The sequence below is a fragment of the Pricia mediterranea genome (assembly GCF_032248455.1).
Taxonomy (GTDB): domain Bacteria; phylum Bacteroidota; class Bacteroidia; order Flavobacteriales; family Flavobacteriaceae; genus Pricia; species Pricia mediterranea.
On sequence record NZ_JAVTTP010000001.1, the window covers coordinates 1,872,149 to 1,890,326 of the forward strand.

11 protein-coding genes are annotated in these 18,178 nt (G+C 49.1%); 9 read left to right on the forward strand and 2 right to left on the reverse strand.

Features of this window, described 5'->3' with window-relative positions:
* The first annotated feature begins 76 nt into the window (after nt 1-76).
* Nucleotides 77-1,402 carry a thioredoxin-like domain-containing protein gene (locus RQM65_RS07785; protein WP_314013938.1) on the forward strand — a complete coding sequence of 442 codons (1,326 nt, stop codon included), beginning with the start codon at nt 77-79 and terminating at the stop codon, nt 1,400-1,402.
* Between the two features lie 51 nt (nt 1,403-1,453).
* On the opposite strand, the gene RQM65_RS07790 is transcribed toward RQM65_RS07785, so the two are convergent.
* Together RQM65_RS07790 and RQM65_RS07795 are read right to left on the reverse strand one after the other, a co-directional pair.
* Nucleotides 1,454-2,113 carry an aspartate kinase gene (locus RQM65_RS07790; RefSeq protein ID WP_314013939.1) on the reverse strand — a complete coding sequence of 220 codons (660 nt, stop codon included), beginning with the start codon at nt 2,111-2,113 and terminating at the stop codon, nt 1,454-1,456.
* Nucleotides 2,114-2,170: 57 nt separating this feature from the next.
* Nucleotides 2,171-2,533, reverse strand: a complete 363-nt coding sequence (locus tag RQM65_RS07795; RefSeq protein ID WP_314013940.1) for a YraN family protein — start codon at nt 2,531-2,533, stop codon at nt 2,171-2,173.
* 201 nt (nt 2,534-2,734) lie between these two features.
* Between RQM65_RS07795 and RQM65_RS07800 the strand changes: the two genes are divergently transcribed.
* The 8 genes from RQM65_RS07800 (at nt 2,735) to RQM65_RS07835 (ending at nt 18,146) form a co-directional block, all read left to right on the forward strand.
* Nucleotides 2,735-4,228, forward strand: coding sequence for a DUF1800 domain-containing protein (locus RQM65_RS07800; protein ID WP_314013942.1), 1,494 nt, complete (start codon nt 2,735-2,737; stop codon nt 4,226-4,228).
* Between the two features lie 9 nt (nt 4,229-4,237).
* The gene (locus RQM65_RS07805) at nt 4,238-5,947 is read left to right on the forward strand and encodes a DUF1501 domain-containing protein (protein ID WP_314013944.1); all 1,710 of its coding nucleotides are present in this window, start codon (nt 4,238-4,240) and stop codon (nt 5,945-5,947) included.
* Nucleotides 5,948-5,987: 40 nt separating this feature from the next.
* Complete coding sequence (gene metG, locus RQM65_RS07810; RefSeq protein ID WP_314013946.1) at nt 5,988-8,201, forward strand: methionine--tRNA ligase; 2,214 nt, start codon at nt 5,988-5,990, stop codon at nt 8,199-8,201.
* Between the two features lie 5 nt (nt 8,202-8,206).
* Nucleotides 8,207-10,333: a Tex family protein gene (locus RQM65_RS07815; RefSeq protein ID WP_314013948.1), complete on the forward strand. Its 2,127-nt coding sequence runs from the start codon at nt 8,207-8,209 to the stop codon at nt 10,331-10,333.
* A gap of 114 nt (nt 10,334-10,447) precedes the next feature.
* Nucleotides 10,448-11,350 (forward strand): histone deacetylase family protein, encoded by a 903-nt coding sequence (locus RQM65_RS07820; protein WP_314013950.1) that lies wholly within the window; start codon nt 10,448-10,450, stop codon nt 11,348-11,350.
* 142 nt (nt 11,351-11,492) lie between these two features.
* Nucleotides 11,493-12,356 (forward strand): phosphatase PAP2 family protein, encoded by an 864-nt coding sequence (locus tag RQM65_RS07825; RefSeq protein WP_314013952.1) that lies wholly within the window; start codon nt 11,493-11,495, stop codon nt 12,354-12,356.
* A gap of 82 nt (nt 12,357-12,438) precedes the next feature.
* On the forward strand, nt 12,439-14,823 hold the full coding sequence (locus RQM65_RS07830) for a S9 family peptidase (RefSeq protein WP_314013953.1): 2,385 nt from the start codon (nt 12,439-12,441) through the stop codon (nt 14,821-14,823).
* A gap of 233 nt (nt 14,824-15,056) precedes the next feature.
* The gene (locus tag RQM65_RS07835) at nt 15,057-18,146 is read left to right on the forward strand and encodes a SusC/RagA family TonB-linked outer membrane protein (protein ID WP_314013955.1); all 3,090 of its coding nucleotides are present in this window, start codon (nt 15,057-15,059) and stop codon (nt 18,144-18,146) included.
* The last annotated feature ends 32 nt before the right edge of the window (nt 18,147-18,178 follow it).

Below are 18,178 nucleotides of genomic sequence, written 5' to 3' on the forward strand. Positions count from 1 at the left end.
AGCTGTTTAAGCCCTAGAATCCCTACCTTTCCGGTAAAAGAACGAATTCGTGCACTACATAGAAAACCGCAATGTCATGAAACGATCCCTTTTTGCGTTCGTCTTGTTCTGTACATTTTCCCTGACCGCCCAATATAGCATCTCCGGCACCTTTACGCCGGCCAAAAATTACAGATGGCTTATTGTATACCTCCTCAAAGCGGGCGAGCAGGCCTACACTGCCGATACGGCCATCAAAGACGGCAAGTTTAGTCTTTCCCTTCCTGCTCATTCGGCCCCGGGCACCTATCGGTTGGTCTATGCCGTGCCGCAAGAGGAATTCTATTTTGACGTCATTTACAGCGGGAAAGAGGATATTCAGTTGAAATTCGATGCGGAAAAGGGCGTTTCATTTACGGCATCAAAGGAAAACCGGATTTTCAATGCCTATTTCAGGCAAATCAACGCCGCAAAACAAGCTTTTATCGACTTTTATCAAGCGGGAAAGACCGACAAAGATGCGTTTGAACGCTTGAGCGAGCGGTTGAGAACGGTCCAAGAAGGCTATGAAAAGGAATCCGCAGGCTTGTTGGCCCATAATTTTATAGCGGCCAACCGTCCCTACATCCCCTCGGAATACGAGACCGGTCAGATATACTGGCAGCACAAAAAGGATCAGTATTTTCGACATCTCGATCTGACCGATCCCATCTTACAGGGTTCCGCTTTCTTGAAAGACAAACTGACCAATTACATCTTTACCGCCATCTTGAATGAAAACAGGTCCCAAGAGGAGACCGAGAACCTCTTATGCCAGAACGTCGATAAGGTCGCCTCCGAACTCAAGGATACGGAAGAATCATATCGCTTTCATATATTTCATTCCTTGCACAATACAGCGATGGCGGGCCGTTTTAATGTAACGGCCGATTACATTCTGGACACCTACATGAGGCCCTTGGCCCAAGTTACTGGCAATCAAAAGACAATCGACCAATTGGAGATCCAACACCGTCTGCAGATTGGCTCCATTCCCCCCGACATTATATGGAAGGACGATAATGTCACTAAAAGGTTGAGCGAAATGGATGGGGCCGAATGTTATGTACTTATTTTCTGGAGCAGTACCTGCTCGCATTGTCTGCACCAGTTACCTCCGCTGCACGAAGAACTGAAGAAATTCCCCGACGTAAAAGTGCTAGCGATAGGCCTTGAAGACGGAAAGAAAAGCTGGGAGAAGGAATCCGCCAAATTGCCGGGTTTCGTACACGTGCTCGGCCTTGACCACTGGGATAATCGCTATGCCGAGTTATACGAAATCCGCCGGACCCCGACCTTTTTTGTGTTGGATAGCGACAAACGGATTATCGCGAAACCCAAATCGGATAAAGAACTTCTGACTTTTTTAAATGAAGGGACATAAATTGCAAAAGAGCTGCAACTTTCCGTCGAGACAATCCAGAGGTGTAATTTGTCACAAGGTCTTCAAATCCTTAATGGTCTTGAACGCCACATCAACTTGATCGTCATCGACCAATATGGTAAATTCGTTGGTGGTCGAAATCACTTCGTAGAGTACAATGCCTTCCCAGGCCAATCGCTGGAAAATAAAATAGTAGATGCCCGGTACGGAGACATTTTCCGAGGGTAGTTTTACGGTAATGGAAGAAAGGTTTTCCGCTTTTTGGGTGCACCGCTCCTTTTCAAATAGCGTTTCTACCGTGGTATCAAGACTATTGCTTACCACGATATTCAATTCGTTCACGCCCCGCGACGAGGTATAGAAGACCTCTTTGTTCCGGTTTACCTCTTCCAAAAGCTTGGCTTGGTTTTCCAAAACAGATTCGGAAACGAGAAAGGTGAAATCCGTCAACGATGAGCGCACCGTAATCTCGCCAATATTTTTTAATACCTTGATGATCTTATGGGTCGCACGGAACTCCAGATCGTCCGACAATCGTTTCAACGCCATAACGATGGCCCCATTACGGACTTTTTTGCCCAATTCATTCTCAATTTCAGGATTGATGATGCGAGACAGCGAGGTCAAATTGATGATCCCCTGAGCCAGGGCGCTTTGTAAGAACGGCTTTTTTTTAATGTACTGCTCGACTATAGAAGATATAGTTCTCATGAAACGCAATGTTATTTTGCGAAAATAACAATTTGTTATAAATAAAACAACTAATCCCTAAAAATGATAGAAAGCACTTTCTAGATGCTCGATCCGAAAAACCCGACTGTTCCGTAAAATTGTAATCACATCAAACCGAACCTCGACATCTTGTAGTTTCCGAGAGGTGACATACTGATCTGCCGCCCAAACTAGGAGTTTGATTTTCTTGTGGGTAATCGTGGCCGCAATCGGAATGATCCGGTCATCGCTCCTGGCGCGCACCTCCACTATGGCTAGAACATCCTCTTTTTGGGCGATAATGTCGATTTCAGCGCGGCGGTACCGATAGTTGGTATGGCGGATGCTGTAACCTTTTTCGACCAAATGTTTGACAGCGATTTCCTCTCCTTCCTTCCCAAACTCATTGTGTTTTCCCATAGATCTGACTTAGGGTTTCGCCCGTTCCATCCGAGAACGATATAAAATCCACAATTACAGCAAATCCAGGAAACCGCAAAAATTCATCGGCCATACGTCGAAAATAGTCGATGTAGCATACTATGCCCTATCATTATGCGTTAAACATTGAACCCTTTTTCCGTTTCCCAAACACGGGCAGGGCCCAAGCCTACTTGAACTATGGAGTATTTCATGAATTGCAATACGGCCCCCTTGACCCCGTATAGCACCCCCCTTGATCGAGACAAAGCCGCGCACCTCTATCGAAGATTGGGGTTCAGTGCCTCAACACAGACCCTTGATCAGGCAGTCGGTCAAAATGCCGGCACCTTGGTCGATTTCCTTATAAATGAGGCTCTTAACCAATCCCCCATCCCGCCACCGGTCTGGGCCGATTGGAACCGTAGCGATTATCCCGAGGACGATGAGCTACGCCGGGCGCTAGTTCGGGAGCAAATCAGCGAGTTCAGCCTGGTCTACGCCAAGGGTCTTTTGAACAACAACCTGTACGACCGGATGAGCTTCTTTTGGAGCAACCATTTCGTGACGGAAATCGATATCTACGAGTGCAACCCCTACCTCTATCATTATATTAATTGTCTGCAACGTAACGCTCTGGGCAATTTCAAGACCTTTGTCAGTGAAATCGGTCTGACCGATGCCATGCTGTATTATTTGGATGGCGTGTACAATAACCGCAACAATCCCAACGAAAATTACGGAAGGGAACTTTATGAACTTTTTACCTTGGGGGAAGGAAACGGCTACACCGAACAGGATGTTATCGAGACCGCTAGGGCCCTGACCGGGTATGTGGAGCGCGGAGAACTGGGATGGGAACCGGTGACGTTTCGGGCGGACAGGCACGACGATGGCGTGAAGGCCATATTAGGCCAGACCGGCAACTGGGGCTATGACGATGTAATCGATATTCTCTTTGAACAACGCCCCGACGAAATAGCGGGCTTTATCTGCGGAAAACTCTACGAATTCTTCGTGCATCCCGATTCCAATGACGACGCCGGCAACGCCCAGGCCATCATATCGGGAATGGAGAGGACCTTTTTGGCGAACGATTTTGAAATTGCCCCCGTGCTATCAGAGCTGTTTAAAAGCCAACATTTTTTCGATGACGACGCCATTGGGGCAATCATCAAGAGTCCCTTTGACTTTTATTTCAATTTTCTAAAGGAAAGCGATTTTGGGTACGACGATACGATGGTAGCCAGCTTGGTCAATTATGCCGGACTTCTGAGCCAGCGACTGTTCGACCCTTTCGATGTCGCGGGATGGCAGCGGAACCGCCAATGGATCAATACGAATTTTATGATCGGCAGGTGGCTGACCATAGAAACCATTTTACAGGATTTTTATGATGCCGACGACGAACAGTTCCGTGCTTTGGGACTATCGATCACCGGGAACGACGGACTCACCAGTAACAATCCCGATCTGATAGCCCGACGGATTATCGATTTTATACTCCCAAAGGGATTGCTCAACGAACCGGAATACGAAAAGGCGTTCGCCATTTTCAGGGGCGACATTCCACCTCAATACTTTGAAGGGGGAAGCACCCCTACTTGGACGCTGGCCATTGCCATGGAAGCCCCGACCCAAGTATTCAACCTGATGCAATACCTCGCTAGACAACCCGAATTTCAACTCAAATAATCTCCGATTATGTGCGATACCCACGATACCAGCCCCTATAAAGGCCTTGAACACGCAGACCACGACCTGGAACACAAAACCTGGAACCGACGATCCTTCTTGCAGGCCTTGGGCATTGCAGGCTCCGGTTCGATGATGCTCGGCAGTAACTTTTTAACTGCATCCGCCCCATCTCCCTTGACCTCGGCCATTGCCGATTCCGAAACGGATAACATCCTCATATTGATTCGGCTGTCCGGTGGCAACGACGGTCTGAGCACGGTCATCCCCATAGAACAGTACGACGATTATGCCAATGCGCGTCCCAATATCTATATCCCGGAAAGCAAGGTGTTGAAGCTAACCGATGAATTTGGGGTACCTTCCTATATGAAAGCGCTGGAGCCCCGATGGGCCGAAGGTCAGTTCAAGGCAGTGCACGGGGTCGGGTACGAAGGTCAAAGCATGTCGCATTTTACCGGGTCGGATGTGTTCGCCAATACCGATTTGACCTCGACGGGGTTCAGCGGCCTAAACACGGGATGGATGGGCAGGCATTTCGAGCAGTCTTATCCGGATTACCTGATCAACCCACCTGCATCCCCGGCGGCCATACAGATCGGTCAGTTCGGGAGCCTTGTCTTTCAGGGCGAGGAAACGAATTACGCTTTCGTGACCTCGAACGTCGAACAACTCGAGGAAATCGCGGAATCGGGCGTGGTTTACGGTCTGGAAGAAAGCCTGTTCGGCGATTGCATGTACGGTGACCAGTTGAAATTTTTAAGGGGGGTTGCCAATACCACCTACGAATATTCGGGGGTCATCCACGAAGCTTGGGCGCGTGGCCAGAACCAGGTCGAGTATCAGAATAATAACTTTGCCCGTCAATTGGCCCTATTGGCCCGGTTAATCAAAGGCAATCTCGGCACAAAAGTTTATATGATCTCGATGAGCGGCTTTGACACCCACGGCAACCAGCCCTTGATCCACGAGCGGCTGATGAGCAACCTGTCCATCGCCATCGACAATTTTTATGAAGACCTGGGCTATACCGAGCAAGATGGAAACGTCTTGAGCATGACCTTTTCGGAGTTCGGCCGACGTATCTTCGAAAACGGATCTAACGGTACCGACCACGGGAAGGCGGCCCCTACCCTCTTCTTCGGAAAAGGCTTGGAAGGCAGTGCCTTTGTGGGGGAGCATCCTATCTTGAACAACCCTGACGGGCGGGGCAACCTCGAATATACGATGGATTTTAGGGATCTCTACGCCACCGTGCTGGCGGAATGGCTCTGCGTGCCCATCCCACTGGTAGAACAGCATTTGCTCGACCACCCCTACGCTCCGGTAGATTTAGGGTTCAATTGCAGCGGCACCGCATTTCCGGATATCGCTTACAGTGATGAAGCCCCCACTTTTCCGGATCAGACCAATGCCGAAGCCGCGGAACCCGTGATACCGAATGCCGACCAGATGAACGACATCGTGCACAAGCCATTCTACCCTACTGCGCAGACCCCCCATATTTATTTGGAGATGCCGGTTACCGCCCACGTCGATATCGAACTGTTCAATATTTTGGGACAAAGCGTGGGCCGGGTCAAAAACGCCATTATGAGTGAAGGCCCCAACGAAATTAACATTAGGGAAAGCATGCCCGGTCATCTGGCAACGGGAAAATATTTCTATCGGGTTCGGGTACAAAATCACAGTATGAGCAAGTCGGTAATGATGGCTTGACCCGTAAAAAACCGTAATTTTACGGCCAAAATCGAATTTGATGGCCGAGAATACGAAAATACCTTCCCGCTACACGATTACCGCGGCATTACCCTACACCAACGGACCCATTCATATCGGGCATTTGGCCGGCGTTTATGTACCCGCCGATATTTATGCCCGCTACCTTAGACTGACCGGCAAGGACGTGCTCTTTGTGGGCGGCAGCGACGAGCACGGGGTCGCCATCTCGATGAAGGCAAAGACAGAAGGCGTTACCCCCCAACAAATCATAGACAAATATCATAACCTCATCAAAGATTCTTTTGAGGATTTCGGGATTACCTTCGACAACTATTCCCGTACCTCCGCCGAGGTACACCACAAGACGGCTTCCGATTTTTTCAAAAAATTATACGGACAGGATGATTTTATAGAGGAGACCACGGCCCAACTCTACGACGGACAGGCCCAGCAATTTTTGGCCGACCGCTTTGTGACGGGCACCTGCCCCAAATGCGGGTACGGTGAAGCTTATGGGGACCAGTGCGAAAATTGCGGTTCTTCGTTGAACGCCAACGACCTTATCGACCCGAAATCAACGCTCACCGGAAGCGTACCGACCACCAAGGAGACCCGACATTGGTTCCTCCCCCTGGATCGGTATGAAGATTTTTTAAGGAAATACATTCTCGAAGACCATAAACACGACTGGAAACCCAACGTGTACGGCCAATGCAAAAGTTGGATCGACGGCGGACTCGAGCCACGCGCCGTGACCCGGGACCTCGACTGGGGCATTCCCGTACCCGTCGAAGGCGCCGAGGGAAAAGTGCTCTATGTCTGGTTCGACGCCCCTATCGGATATATTTCTAGTACCAAGGAATGGGCCGAACGAGAAGGCCGGGACTGGGAACCGTATTGGAAGGATGAAAACACGAAGCTGGTCCATTTTATCGGAAAGGACAATATTGTCTTCCACTGTGTCATTTTCCCGTCGATCTTAAAAGCCCATGGAGATTTTATCTTGGCGGACAACGTACCCGCCAACGAATTTTTGAACCTAGAAGGCCATAAACTCTCCACCTCCAAAAATTGGGCGGTCTGGCTGCACGAGTATCTAGAAGAATTCCCCGACATGCAGGATGTGCTTCGCTACACCCTCACCGCCAACGCCCCCGAAACCAAGGACAACGATTTCACCTGGAAGGATTTTCAGGCCCACAACAACAATGAACTGGTCGCCATCTTCGGGAATTTCATTAACCGGGTGGTCGTGTTGACACATAAATATTACGACGGCATGGTGCCGGAACCTTCGGATTTTTCGGAGATCGATACCCAAACTTTGGAGGCCCTTCGAAAGTTTCCCGAAACCATTTCCAGCTCCCTCGAACGCTACCGCTTTCGGGAGGCGAGCCAAGAATTGATGAACCTGGCCCGACTTGGCAATAAATATTTGGCCGACGAGGAGCCTTGGAAGGTAGTGAAGGAAGATGAAGGGCGCGTAAAGACCATCATGTTCGTAGCCTTACAGATCGCAACGGGGTTGGCCGTTTTAAGCGAACCGTTCCTGCCCTTTACCTCCGCGAAATTAAGATCTATGTTGAACCTCAAATCCGGCACCTCGACCCCGCTTGAAACGGGCGATGACAAGCTTGTCAGGTCGAGCGCAGTCGAGACCTCGGCCCCGCAAGGCACTGGCTCCGTCGAGAATGTCAGGTCGAGCGCAGTCGAGACCTCATGGCAACTCGTCGCCCAAAGCAATCCCCTGCTCCCCGCAGGCCACCAGATCAATAAAGCCGAGCTGCTCTTCCGAAAAATCGAGGACGAAGAAATCGAAGCACAGCTCGACAAGCTGAAGGCGACCAAAAAATCGAATCAAATCGCATCCGAAGACCACGCAGATTACTCCGAAGAAAATAAAAACCTAATGCCACAAAAAGAAACCATCAGCTTCGAAGATTTCACCAAACTCGACATACGCGTAGGCACCATTCTCGAGGCCGAACGCATGCCCAAGACCGACAAGCTCATGATCTTGAAGGTGGATACGGGCCTCGATACCCGTACCATCGTTTCAGGCATCGCAAAAAGTTTTACTGCCGAGGAAATTATCGGCAATCAGGTGACCGTCTTGGTGAACCTGGCCCCACGAAAATTGCGCGGCGCTGAAAGCGAAGGCATGATATTGATGACGGAAAACGCGAACGGAAAACTGGTTTTTATGAATCCGGATGAAGATGGGGTCGAAAATGGGGAAACTATAAATTGAATTTTATGAATCTCCTATCCTACCTCGCAAAAAACACCCAACTCCCCGAAAAAAGTATTAAAAGCACGGTCGAACTCCTCGATCAGGATTGTACCGTGCCCTTTATCTCGCGTTATAGAAAGGAGCAAACAGGCAATCTCGACGAGGTACAAATCGGGACCATCGTCAGGTTGAAGTCCGAATTCGAAACCCTCGAAAAACGGAAAGCGACCGTACTGAAGGCCATCGAGGAACAAGGCGCCTTAACGGACCAGTTACGCCAAAAAATCGAAGCTTCGAAAGATGCCAACAGCCTTGAGGACCTTTACCTTCCCTTTAAGAAAAAGCGCAAGACCAAGGCGGAAACTGCCCGGAAAAAAGGATTGGAACCTTTGGCCAAAATCATCATGGCCCAGAACCATACCGACATCGACAAGGCGGCATCCCAATATGTGAACACGCAGGTCGAAAGCGTGGAGGAAGCCTTGGAGGGGGCGCGACATATCATCTCGGAATGGATGAACGAGCGTATCTCGATCCGGAACCAGATTCGAAAACAGCTGGAACGTTCGGCCATGTTGACGACCAAAGCCGTTTCATCGAAAACAAAAGAGGAAAAAGCACAAAAGTATCGGGATTATTTCGATTGGAGCGAGGCCTTAAAACACTGTCCGTCCCATCGATTATTGGCCATACTCCGAGCGGAAAATGAGGGTTTTCTCCGAGTTAAGATCGAAATCGATGACGACTATATCCTATCCAAAATAGCGGATCGTACTATCAAGTCGAACAATTCGTGTACGCCGCACGTACGCCTAGCGTTGGAAGACGCCTACAAGCGGTTGCTCTATCCTTCCCTATCCAACGAAATATTGAAATCGGCCAAAGAAAAGGCAGATGACGAGGCCATCAAGGTATTCTCCAAAAACCTGGAGCAACTGCTATTAGGAGCCCCCTTGGGCGAAAAGCGCATTCTAGCCATCGATCCGGGCTTCCGAACCGGTTGCAAGGTGGTATGCATAAGTGCCCAAGGTGAGTTGGAGCATAACGAGACCATTTATCCGCATGCGCCCCAAAACAAAAGTACGGAGGCCATCAAAAAAATCAGTTCGCTTTGCGATGCCTACAAGATCGAGGCCATCGCCATCGGCAACGGCACCGCATCCAGGGAAACCGAACGTTTGATAAAGCGGGTGCACTTTAAAAATCCGGTCGAGGTCTACGTCGTGAGTGAGGCGGGTGCGTCGATCTATTCCGCCTCCAAGATTGCCCGGGAAGAATTCCCCAATTACGACGTCACGGTGCGAGGCGCCGTATCCATCGGGCGCCGCCTGGCGGACCCCTTGGCGGAATTGGTGAAAATCGATGCTAAATCCATCGGGGTGGGACAGTATCAGCACGATGTGGACCAGGGCAAGTTGCAGACCTCGCTGGACACTGTGGTCGAGAGCTGCGTCAACTCCGTCGGGGTCAATGTCAACACCGCTAGTGTTCCGTTGCTGAGCTATGTGTCGGGTATCGGTCCCAAATTAGCGGAGAACGTAGTGGCGCATAGAACAGAAAATGGCGCTTTTGCGGATAGGGGCGGCATTAAAGACGTTCCGAGACTGGGCGGAAAGGCCTTTGAACAGGCAGCAGGATTTCTTCGTGTCAAAGAGGGAAAAAATCCCTTGGACGATTCGGCGGTACATCCCGAAAGCTATGATATCGTACAGCGAATGGCGGAGGATGCAGGCATACCCGTTCCCGAACTCATCGGAAATAAAAAACAGCTGCGACAAATCGATCTGGAGCACTACCGCACAGAAAAGGTCGGCCTTCCTACCCTTCGTGATATCATCGAGGAACTCGAGAAACCCGGACTCGACCGGCGGGCAACCGCCAAGGTCTTCACTTTCGACCAGAACATTCGAAGTATCTCCGACCTTCGAGAGGGCCAAACGCTGCCCGGTATCGTCAACAATATCACCAATTTCGGTTGTTTTGTGGATATCGGCATCAAGGAAAGCGGACTCGTTCATGTTTCCAACCTTTCGGATTCCTTTGTGAAGGATGTCAATGAACACGTACACTTGCACCAGCAGATTATGGTAAAGGTTTTATCGGTAGATATTCCGAGAAAAAGGATTCAGTTGGCCTTAGAAAAGAAATGATATTTAATGCCTTGCTTTCAATATATCCTGATTCCGAACTTGAACGGGCGTCGGGTGACGGGTCACAACAACCTTGTATCGAAGGGACTCCAGTGCTAGTAACGAAAAAGAAACATGTTCAAAATTGCCTTCCACCCTATTTATAAACATTCGTTGCCCGAAGGCCATCGCTTTCCAATGCTGAAGTACGAGCTCTTGCCCCAGCAGTTGTTACTGGAAGGCACCTGTACCCCCGAGAATTTCTTCGAACCTGAAATTCCCAATGACAAACATATCCTCGCGGTGCACGATCCGGAATACTTCTACGACCTGCTGAACCTCAAGATTCCCCCTAAAGAAGCCCGAAAAATAGGTTTTCCGTTGACCCAAGACCTGGTCCGGCGCGAACGGATCATTGCCGACGGCACCATGAAAGCCAGTGAATTTGCCCTTGAACACGGTATCGCCATGAACGTCGCCGGAGGTACACACCACGCCTACACCGACCGGGGCGAGGCGTTCTGCATGCTGAACGACCAGGCCATCGCCGCACGTTATCTGCAATCTAAAAACGCAGTAAAAAAAGTTCTCATCGTGGATCTCGATGTACACCAGGGCAACGGCACGGCGGAAATCTTTCAGAACGACCCTTCCGTGTTTACCTTTTCGATGCACGGAGGCAATAACTATCCCTTTAAAAAAGAGCAGTCCGACTTGGATGTCCCATTGGATAAAGATACCGGCGACGCCGAATATCTATCTATCCTTAAAGACACCCTCCCCAGAATGATCGACACGGAAAAGCCTGATTTTATATTTTACCTCTGCGGAGTCGATGTCATTTCCTCCGACAAACTGGGTACGCTCGCCATGACCGTCGAAGGCTGCCGACAGCGGGACCAATTTGTGCTAGAAACCTGCCACAAGCTGAAAATACCGGTGCAATGCAGTATGGGCGGAGGCTATTCCCCTGAAATAAAAACCATCATCGAGGCCCATGCGAACACTTTTCGAATCGCAAAAGACCTCTACTTTTAAGACGCTGTCAAAATTCCTGTAGCACAAAACGGATGATGTTCGATTTGACTATAAAAACGAAAGGAAAAAGGAATAAGGACAAACCAACCAAATTTTGGAGTTTTTTGTTCTGTAAATTTGATGGAGCAATTATATTCGTATCATGCTAAAATCCCTATCTATTCTCTTCTTATTGCTTTGTTCGGCATTTACACTGGCACAGGACAGCCTTTCGAATGACCCTCCGGAGACCAAGTGGAACGCGTTCAAATATGACTTTGCAAACATTTTCAAGGGCATGGGCCATTCCTATACAAGGCCCTTTCATTGGCAGGGCAAGCAATGGATGCAATTCGGCGGATTCGTCGCCGGTACCGCACTGGTCTATACCGCCGATTATGAAACCTCAAGGTTTATCAGGGCCAATCGGGAGAGCGTACCGACTTGGTTACGCGATTATGGGGAATTTTACGGCAGTCCGCAATACCAAATGATAGCCGCTGCCGGGGTATATTCGATCGGTCTATTCACTGAAAATGAAAAATTGAGACGTACAGGGGTATTGTTAGTATCTTCCACCGCTTCTACGGGACTTTTGCAGCAAGTGCTCAAAACTGTGGTAGGGCGAGCAAGACCTGAATCTAACTTGGGAAAGGACACTTTCGACCCCTTTAATTCGAACCGGCGGTTTCATTCGTTTCCGTCCGGACACGCGGTTACGGCTTTTACCGCCGCCTATGCGGTAGGCAAACAGTTCAAGAGTCCGTGGGTAAAAGCGGGCATCTACACCGCAGGGGCTATTCCCGGAATATCCCGCCTTTGGGACGGCCAGCACTGGCTTAGCGATTTCGTAGTCTCTATCGTTATAAGCGTTGCCACGGTGGAATCGATCGACCGTTTCCTTGACCGTAAATATGACAATAAATACAATGACGAAGCTGAGCGACAGGCCCACCTCAAGGATAAAAAAACGAGTTGGGACCTGAACATCGGGGCGGGGACCATTGGGCTAGCCTTGCGGTTTTAAATTAAACGTCCATCTCTTGACCAGATCTAAATTTTCACTGTTTTTCCTTACTTTTAGCTGTTAACCACTAATTAGTTCCTCTATGAAAATGCCTTTGCTCTATTTTGTCTTTTTTTTATTTGGATGTAGCATCCTTACGGCACAAGAGGGCAATAGCTCTCCGCTGACCATAGAACAAATCATGCAGGGTAATGATTTTGTCGGCCATCTTCCCTCGAACATACACTGGTCATCCGATGGAAACACCATTTATTTCGATTGGAATCCCGATGCCGTGTACAGCGACTCCTTGTACGCCTACTCGCTTTCCTCCGAAAAAATAGCGAAAGTGGACTTCGATACGGAATACGACCTGCCAGCGCCGAGAGGTACGTTCAATGTCGAAAGAACCCGAAAGATCTATTCCAAAAACGGCGATATTTTTATAAAGGATGCCGCCACGAACGCCATCACCCCGATTACCCGAACCACTGCGCGCGAAGGGATTCCGCATTTCACGGGAAACGAGACCCAGGTCGCCTACTTAAAAGATGATGATATATACGTTTGGGAAATCACCTCGGGAACGACTACGCAAATGACGCATTTCACGGACAAAAAGGACGAACCCGAAAAGAAAAGCGATAAAGACGAATGGCTTTACCAAGACCAGTTGGCTTTATTCGATGTGCTGCGCGAACGCAAGGAAAAGTCAGATCGGCACGATACCCTATCGAAACGCAACGAGTTGAAGCGGCCTCTTGCGATTTATAAGTACGGGAAATCAATCGAGAACCAACGAATAAGTCCCGATGGACATTACGTCACCTATCTTAGCGTAGAAAAGCCGGAGGACAAGGGCACCATCATGCCGCATTATGTCACCGAATCGGGCTATACCGAAGATGAAGATACCCGGTCGAAGGTGGGCAACGAACCCGACACCTACCAAATGTTCATCTATGATATCGCCGACCGGACGATAGATTCCGTGGACCTCAGTAATTTGACAGGCCTTGATTATGTGCCGGAATACACCAAGGACTACCCTGACAAACCCTATGAAAACGAAGATCGAATAGGCCGTATATCCCCACCTGTTTGGAGCGACGACGGCAAGAACGCCATCGTAGAAATCGTTTCGAACGATTATAAGGACCGATGGATCGTTTTGCTCAATCTAAAGGACGCCAGCGTTACCAATCTGGACCACCAGCGCGACGAGGCCTGGATCGGCGGCCCCGGAATCAGTAGTTGGGGCGGAAGCGATTTGGGCTGGATGCCCGACAACAAGCACATCTGGTTCCAATCCGAAAAGACGGGATATTCACATCTGTACACCCTGAACTTGGACACCAAAAAAACCAAGGCGCTAACGTCGGGGGACTTCGAAATCTATGACCCCCGTATTTCCAATGACAAAAAGCGTTGGTATTTTACCGCAAACCAAAACCATCCCGGCGACCGTCAGTTCTACAGCATGCCAATTAACGGCGGAAAATTGACTCCGCTTACCGATAAGACCGGAAAGAACGAGGTGACCCTTTCCCCTGATGAGAAGAACATGGCCATTTTGTTCTCGTATTCCAACAGGCCTACCGAGCTCTTTGTAAAGAAAAATCCCGTTTTTTCCAAGAAGGCGGGCACTGCCAAACAAATTACGGAATCGACCTCGGGCGCATTCGAAAAATACGACTGGAGAGACCCCGAAATCATCACCTTCAAGGCCAATGACGGTGCCGAGGTACATGCGAGAATGTACCGTCCGGATGCGGATGTAAAGAACAAGGCCGCGGTGATTTTCGTACATGGTGCCGGCTATCTGCAAAACGCGCACCGATGGTGGAGCTCTTACTTTAGGGAGTATATGTTCCACAACCTGTTGGTCGACAACGGATATACCGTATTGGATATCGATTACCGCGGCAGTGCGGGCTACGGACGCGACTGGCGTACCGGGATCTATCGTCACATGGGAGGCAAAGACCTCTCCGATCAAGTCGACGGGGCCGAATTCCTCGTAAGCGAACACGGCATCGATAAGGACAAAATCGGAATTTACGGCGGTTCGTACGGCGGATTTATTACGCTAATGGGCATGTTCAACGCCCCCGAAACCTTCTCGGCCGGAGCGGCGATTCGATCGGTGGGCGATTGGGCGGCCTACAACCACGGCTATACGGCGAGAATATTGAACACTCCCGTCTCCGATAGCGTCGCCTATCGAAAAAGTTCGCCCATCTATTTTGCCGACGGTTTGGAGGGCGACCTGTTGATCTTACATGGAATGATCGATGACAACGTACACTTTCAGGATATGGTCCGTCTTTCACAGCGTTTGATAGAGCTGGGCAAACACAACTGGGAAATGGCCGTGTATCCGGTCGAGCGGCACGGCTTCGTCGAACCCAGCAGCTGGACGGACGAATACACCCGAATTTTTAATCTATTTCAGGAGAGTTTGTTGGGAAAAGTGTCCGAAAATTGAAGTTGGTCTTGGATTTCACATTGATTTGAAGGTAGTGTAGACTCATCCCATTAACAACTATTATCAAAAAACTCCAAAAACACTTGTCCAGATGTTAAGCGATTGCTTATTTTTAACTAAATTTTTGGGTATTTGCCTATGTCTGCATAATCGTCGTTCTAGGTGAGCGGCAGAATATTCTAATACCCCAGAATGAACTCCATTTGCTATTTAACCAATTAAACTATCGGATCATGAAACATAGTTTCGCGTATAGAATTATATCCAAGATTACAGGTCTCCACCTAATGCTGACCCTATTTTTTGGGATTTCCCTGCAAGCCCAGGACATCACTGGAACCATATCGGATACGCAAGGACCTCTACCAGGTACCAGTGTGGTGGTCAAGGGCACCACCATAGGCACCACTTCCGATTTTGACGGAAATTACGCCATAGACGCGCCAGACGATGCCACGACCCTAGTGTTCTCGTACGTCGGCTATGCGACCCAGGAGGTGCCGATCGACGGCAGAACGGTCATCGATATTACCATGTCGGAAGATGCAGAAGCGCTTAGCGAAGTGGTAGTGGTCGGTTACGGTACACAACGAAAGGCAGACCTTACCGGAGCGGTCGGTTCTTTGGGTGCCGAAGAAATTGTATCCAAACCGATTACCAGTCCGGATCAAGTGCTCGCGGGTACCTTGTCCGGTGTCAACATTACCAATAGAAGTGGCGACCCGGGCGCACCCATAAACGTCCGTATCCGAGGTATCGGCACGCCTGGAGTTAACGACCCGCTATGGGTCATCGATGGGGTGCCGATAGTACAGACCAGTAACATTACCGTAAATACTTCCTCCACTACCGATTCCAATCCCTTGGCAGGCATCAACCCGAGCGATATCGAATCGATAGACGTTTTAAAGGATGCTGCCTCTGCTGCAATTTATGGGGCCAGGGCGGCGAATGGAGTAATTATCGTAACCACAAAAAGGGGAAAGGCCGGAGCTGCGAAAGTGGATTATGACGGTTATACCTCTTTTAGTCAGGTAAGGGATAGAATAGATGTACTTAACGTTGAAGACTATATCGATATCCAAGGACAGCTAGGTAGGGACGTCACCGAATTCCGGGGCCAACCTTTTATTGATTGGCAAGACGCAGTTTTTCGCACCGGGTTCGTGCAGAACCATAATGTTACGGTAAGCGGCGGCAGTGAAAATGCCAACTATCTTATTTCCGGTGGGTATTTGGATCAGGAAGGCATAGAACTCGCCCAAGGTTTTACCCGATATTCGTTCAAGGCGAATTCAGATATCAAAGTCGGGGACAGATTGCGTTTCGGAGAATCTTTGCTCATTAGCCAGACCGATCGTTTGGTACAAAGTGAGGGCGCTTTTTTCTCAGGCTTTAATTCCGCCTTGAACGCGCCCTATTACAAGATTTACGGCGATGGTCCTTTCGGCTATAATTTGGAGAACCCGGATACCAGAGGTGATGGCAGGGGCAATAATTATGTATATAGAAACGATTTAAGGGTCAATAGAACTACTATTCAGAATCGGAAAGTTTTAGGTAATTTTTATGCGGAACTGAAAATTCTCGAAGGTCTAAAGCTAAGGTCTTCCTTCGGACTCGATTATAACGTAGGTTCCGGAGACTTTCTGCAATTGCCTACAGACTTCTCGGGAAACAGCCCAAGACAATCCCTGTTGGTTTCTTCGCGGCCGATCGAATTGACCATGACCCCGTCTGTCACCTTATCCTATGACAAGACTTTCGGCAGCGATCACAACCTTTCCGCTATTTTTGGATTTGAACAGACCGAATTTCGCTTCGACAAGGTAAGGTTGCAAGGGCGTGACCTTTTCAACCTTAACTTTGCGGGCACAGGCTCAACGGTTTCTGGCACGAACGAAGCCGACAACTGGGTCTTGCAGGGATGGTTGGGCCGTTTGAGCTATAACTTTCAAGGTAAATATTTGGCCACAGTTAACATGCGCCGAGATGCTACATCCCGCTTTGCCGAAGGCAATCGTGATGATATATTCCCCTCCGTTTCGGCAGGATGGCGAATTTCACAGGAAGATTTTTTTCCCAAAGAAGGATTTGTCGATGACTTGAAGCTTCGTGTAGGTTGGGGCCAATCGGGCAACCAGTTTACAGGGGTAAATTTTGCCTATCTTCTTGCTTTGGAAAGCAATATAAGATACGTTATTGGAGACAGTCAAGAAACCGTCATGGCCCCGGCACCTACGAATTTTGCCAATAAAGACCTAAAGTGGGAGACCAGTACCCAATGGGACATCGGTATCGACGGTGCCTTTATGGGCGGAAAACTCAACATGACGGCTGATTATTATCACAAGACCACCGAAGACGTTTTGATAGGACTTCCGGTACCTTATGTTTCGGGGTTCTTCTTGCCCGTGGATGCCAATATCGGGGAAATCGAAAACTCGGGAATTGAATTTTCTGTAAACTATGCTGACGAGATAGGAGATTTCAAATATAGTCTTGGGGCCAACATCACCACAGTCAAGAACGAGGTTACCGATCTGGGCCAGATTTCCCAAATCGTAACCGGTCTAGGCGGACCCGACACCCACAGAACGGTAGTAGGGGAAAGCCTTGGTCACTTTTACGGGTACAAAACCGATGGGCTGTATCAGAACCAAACCGAAATCGCCGCTGCCGTACCGGATGTAAACGGAACACCGGAACCCGGGGATATTCGATTTGTAGATGTAGATGGCAATGGGGTCGTGGATGCCAACGACAGAACGTATCTGGGCAGTCCTTTCCCCGGTTTTTTCTATGGGTTTAACTTTCAAGGTGAATACAACGGTTTCGATTTCTCGATCAACCTCCGCGGAGTCGGGGATCAACAAGTCTATAACCAAGCGCGTACCAGCTTAGAAAGCCTTACTGGCAACAACAACTTCAGCACGCAGGTATTTGACCGATGGACCGGAGAGGGAACGACCAATTCGAGTTCAAATCCACGTTTGACCAGAACAGACCCCAACGGTAACAATCGATTTTCCGATCGCTGGATCGAGGATGCCGGTTACCTTCGTATTCAGAACATACAGATAGGGTATAGTCTATCCCCGGAAAAATTGAAAAGTTGGACCGACGGTTTTGTATCCCGGATGCGTTTTTACGTCGGTGCCCAGAATTTGGCCACTTTTACTAAATATTCAGGCTTCGACCCGGAGGTAGGCCGTACCCAAAGTTTCCAAAAAGGAGACTTTACCTTGGCCAGCGGTCAGGATGCCGGCGCTTCTCCCCTTCCAAGAATCATTCAGTTGGGGTGGTCCGTAACATTTAACTAAAATAATACCAGTAGCATCTTCAAAATAAAATA

Bases quoted from the DNA above. Each gene is read 5' to 3' on its own strand.
- RQM65_RS07835 (WP_314013955.1), top strand. From the start codon at position 15,057: ATGAAACATAGTTTCGCGTATAGAATTATATCCAAGATTACAGGTCTC.
- RQM65_RS07830 (WP_314013953.1), top strand. From the start codon at position 12,439: ATGAAAATGCCTTTGCTCTATTTTGTCTTTTTTTTATTTGGATGTAGC.
- RQM65_RS07795 (WP_314013940.1), bottom strand. From the start codon at position 2,533: ATGGGAAAACACAATGAGTTTGGGAAGGAAGGAGAGGAAATCGCTGTC.
- RQM65_RS07825 (WP_314013952.1), top strand. From the start codon at position 11,493: ATGCTAAAATCCCTATCTATTCTCTTCTTATTGCTTTGTTCGGCATTT.
- RQM65_RS07805 (WP_314013944.1), top strand. From the start codon at position 4,238: ATGTGCGATACCCACGATACCAGCCCCTATAAAGGCCTTGAACACGCA.
- metG (WP_314013946.1), top strand. From the start codon at position 5,988: ATGGCCGAGAATACGAAAATACCTTCCCGCTACACGATTACCGCGGCA.
- RQM65_RS07800 (WP_314013942.1), top strand. From the start codon at position 2,735: ATGGAGTATTTCATGAATTGCAATACGGCCCCCTTGACCCCGTATAGC.
- RQM65_RS07820 (WP_314013950.1), top strand. From the start codon at position 10,448: ATGTTCAAAATTGCCTTCCACCCTATTTATAAACATTCGTTGCCCGAA.
- RQM65_RS07815 (WP_314013948.1), top strand. From the start codon at position 8,207: ATGAATCTCCTATCCTACCTCGCAAAAAACACCCAACTCCCCGAAAAA.
- RQM65_RS07790 (WP_314013939.1), bottom strand. From the start codon at position 2,113: ATGAGAACTATATCTTCTATAGTCGAGCAGTACATTAAAAAAAAGCCG.
- RQM65_RS07785 (WP_314013938.1), top strand. From the start codon at position 77: ATGAAACGATCCCTTTTTGCGTTCGTCTTGTTCTGTACATTTTCCCTG.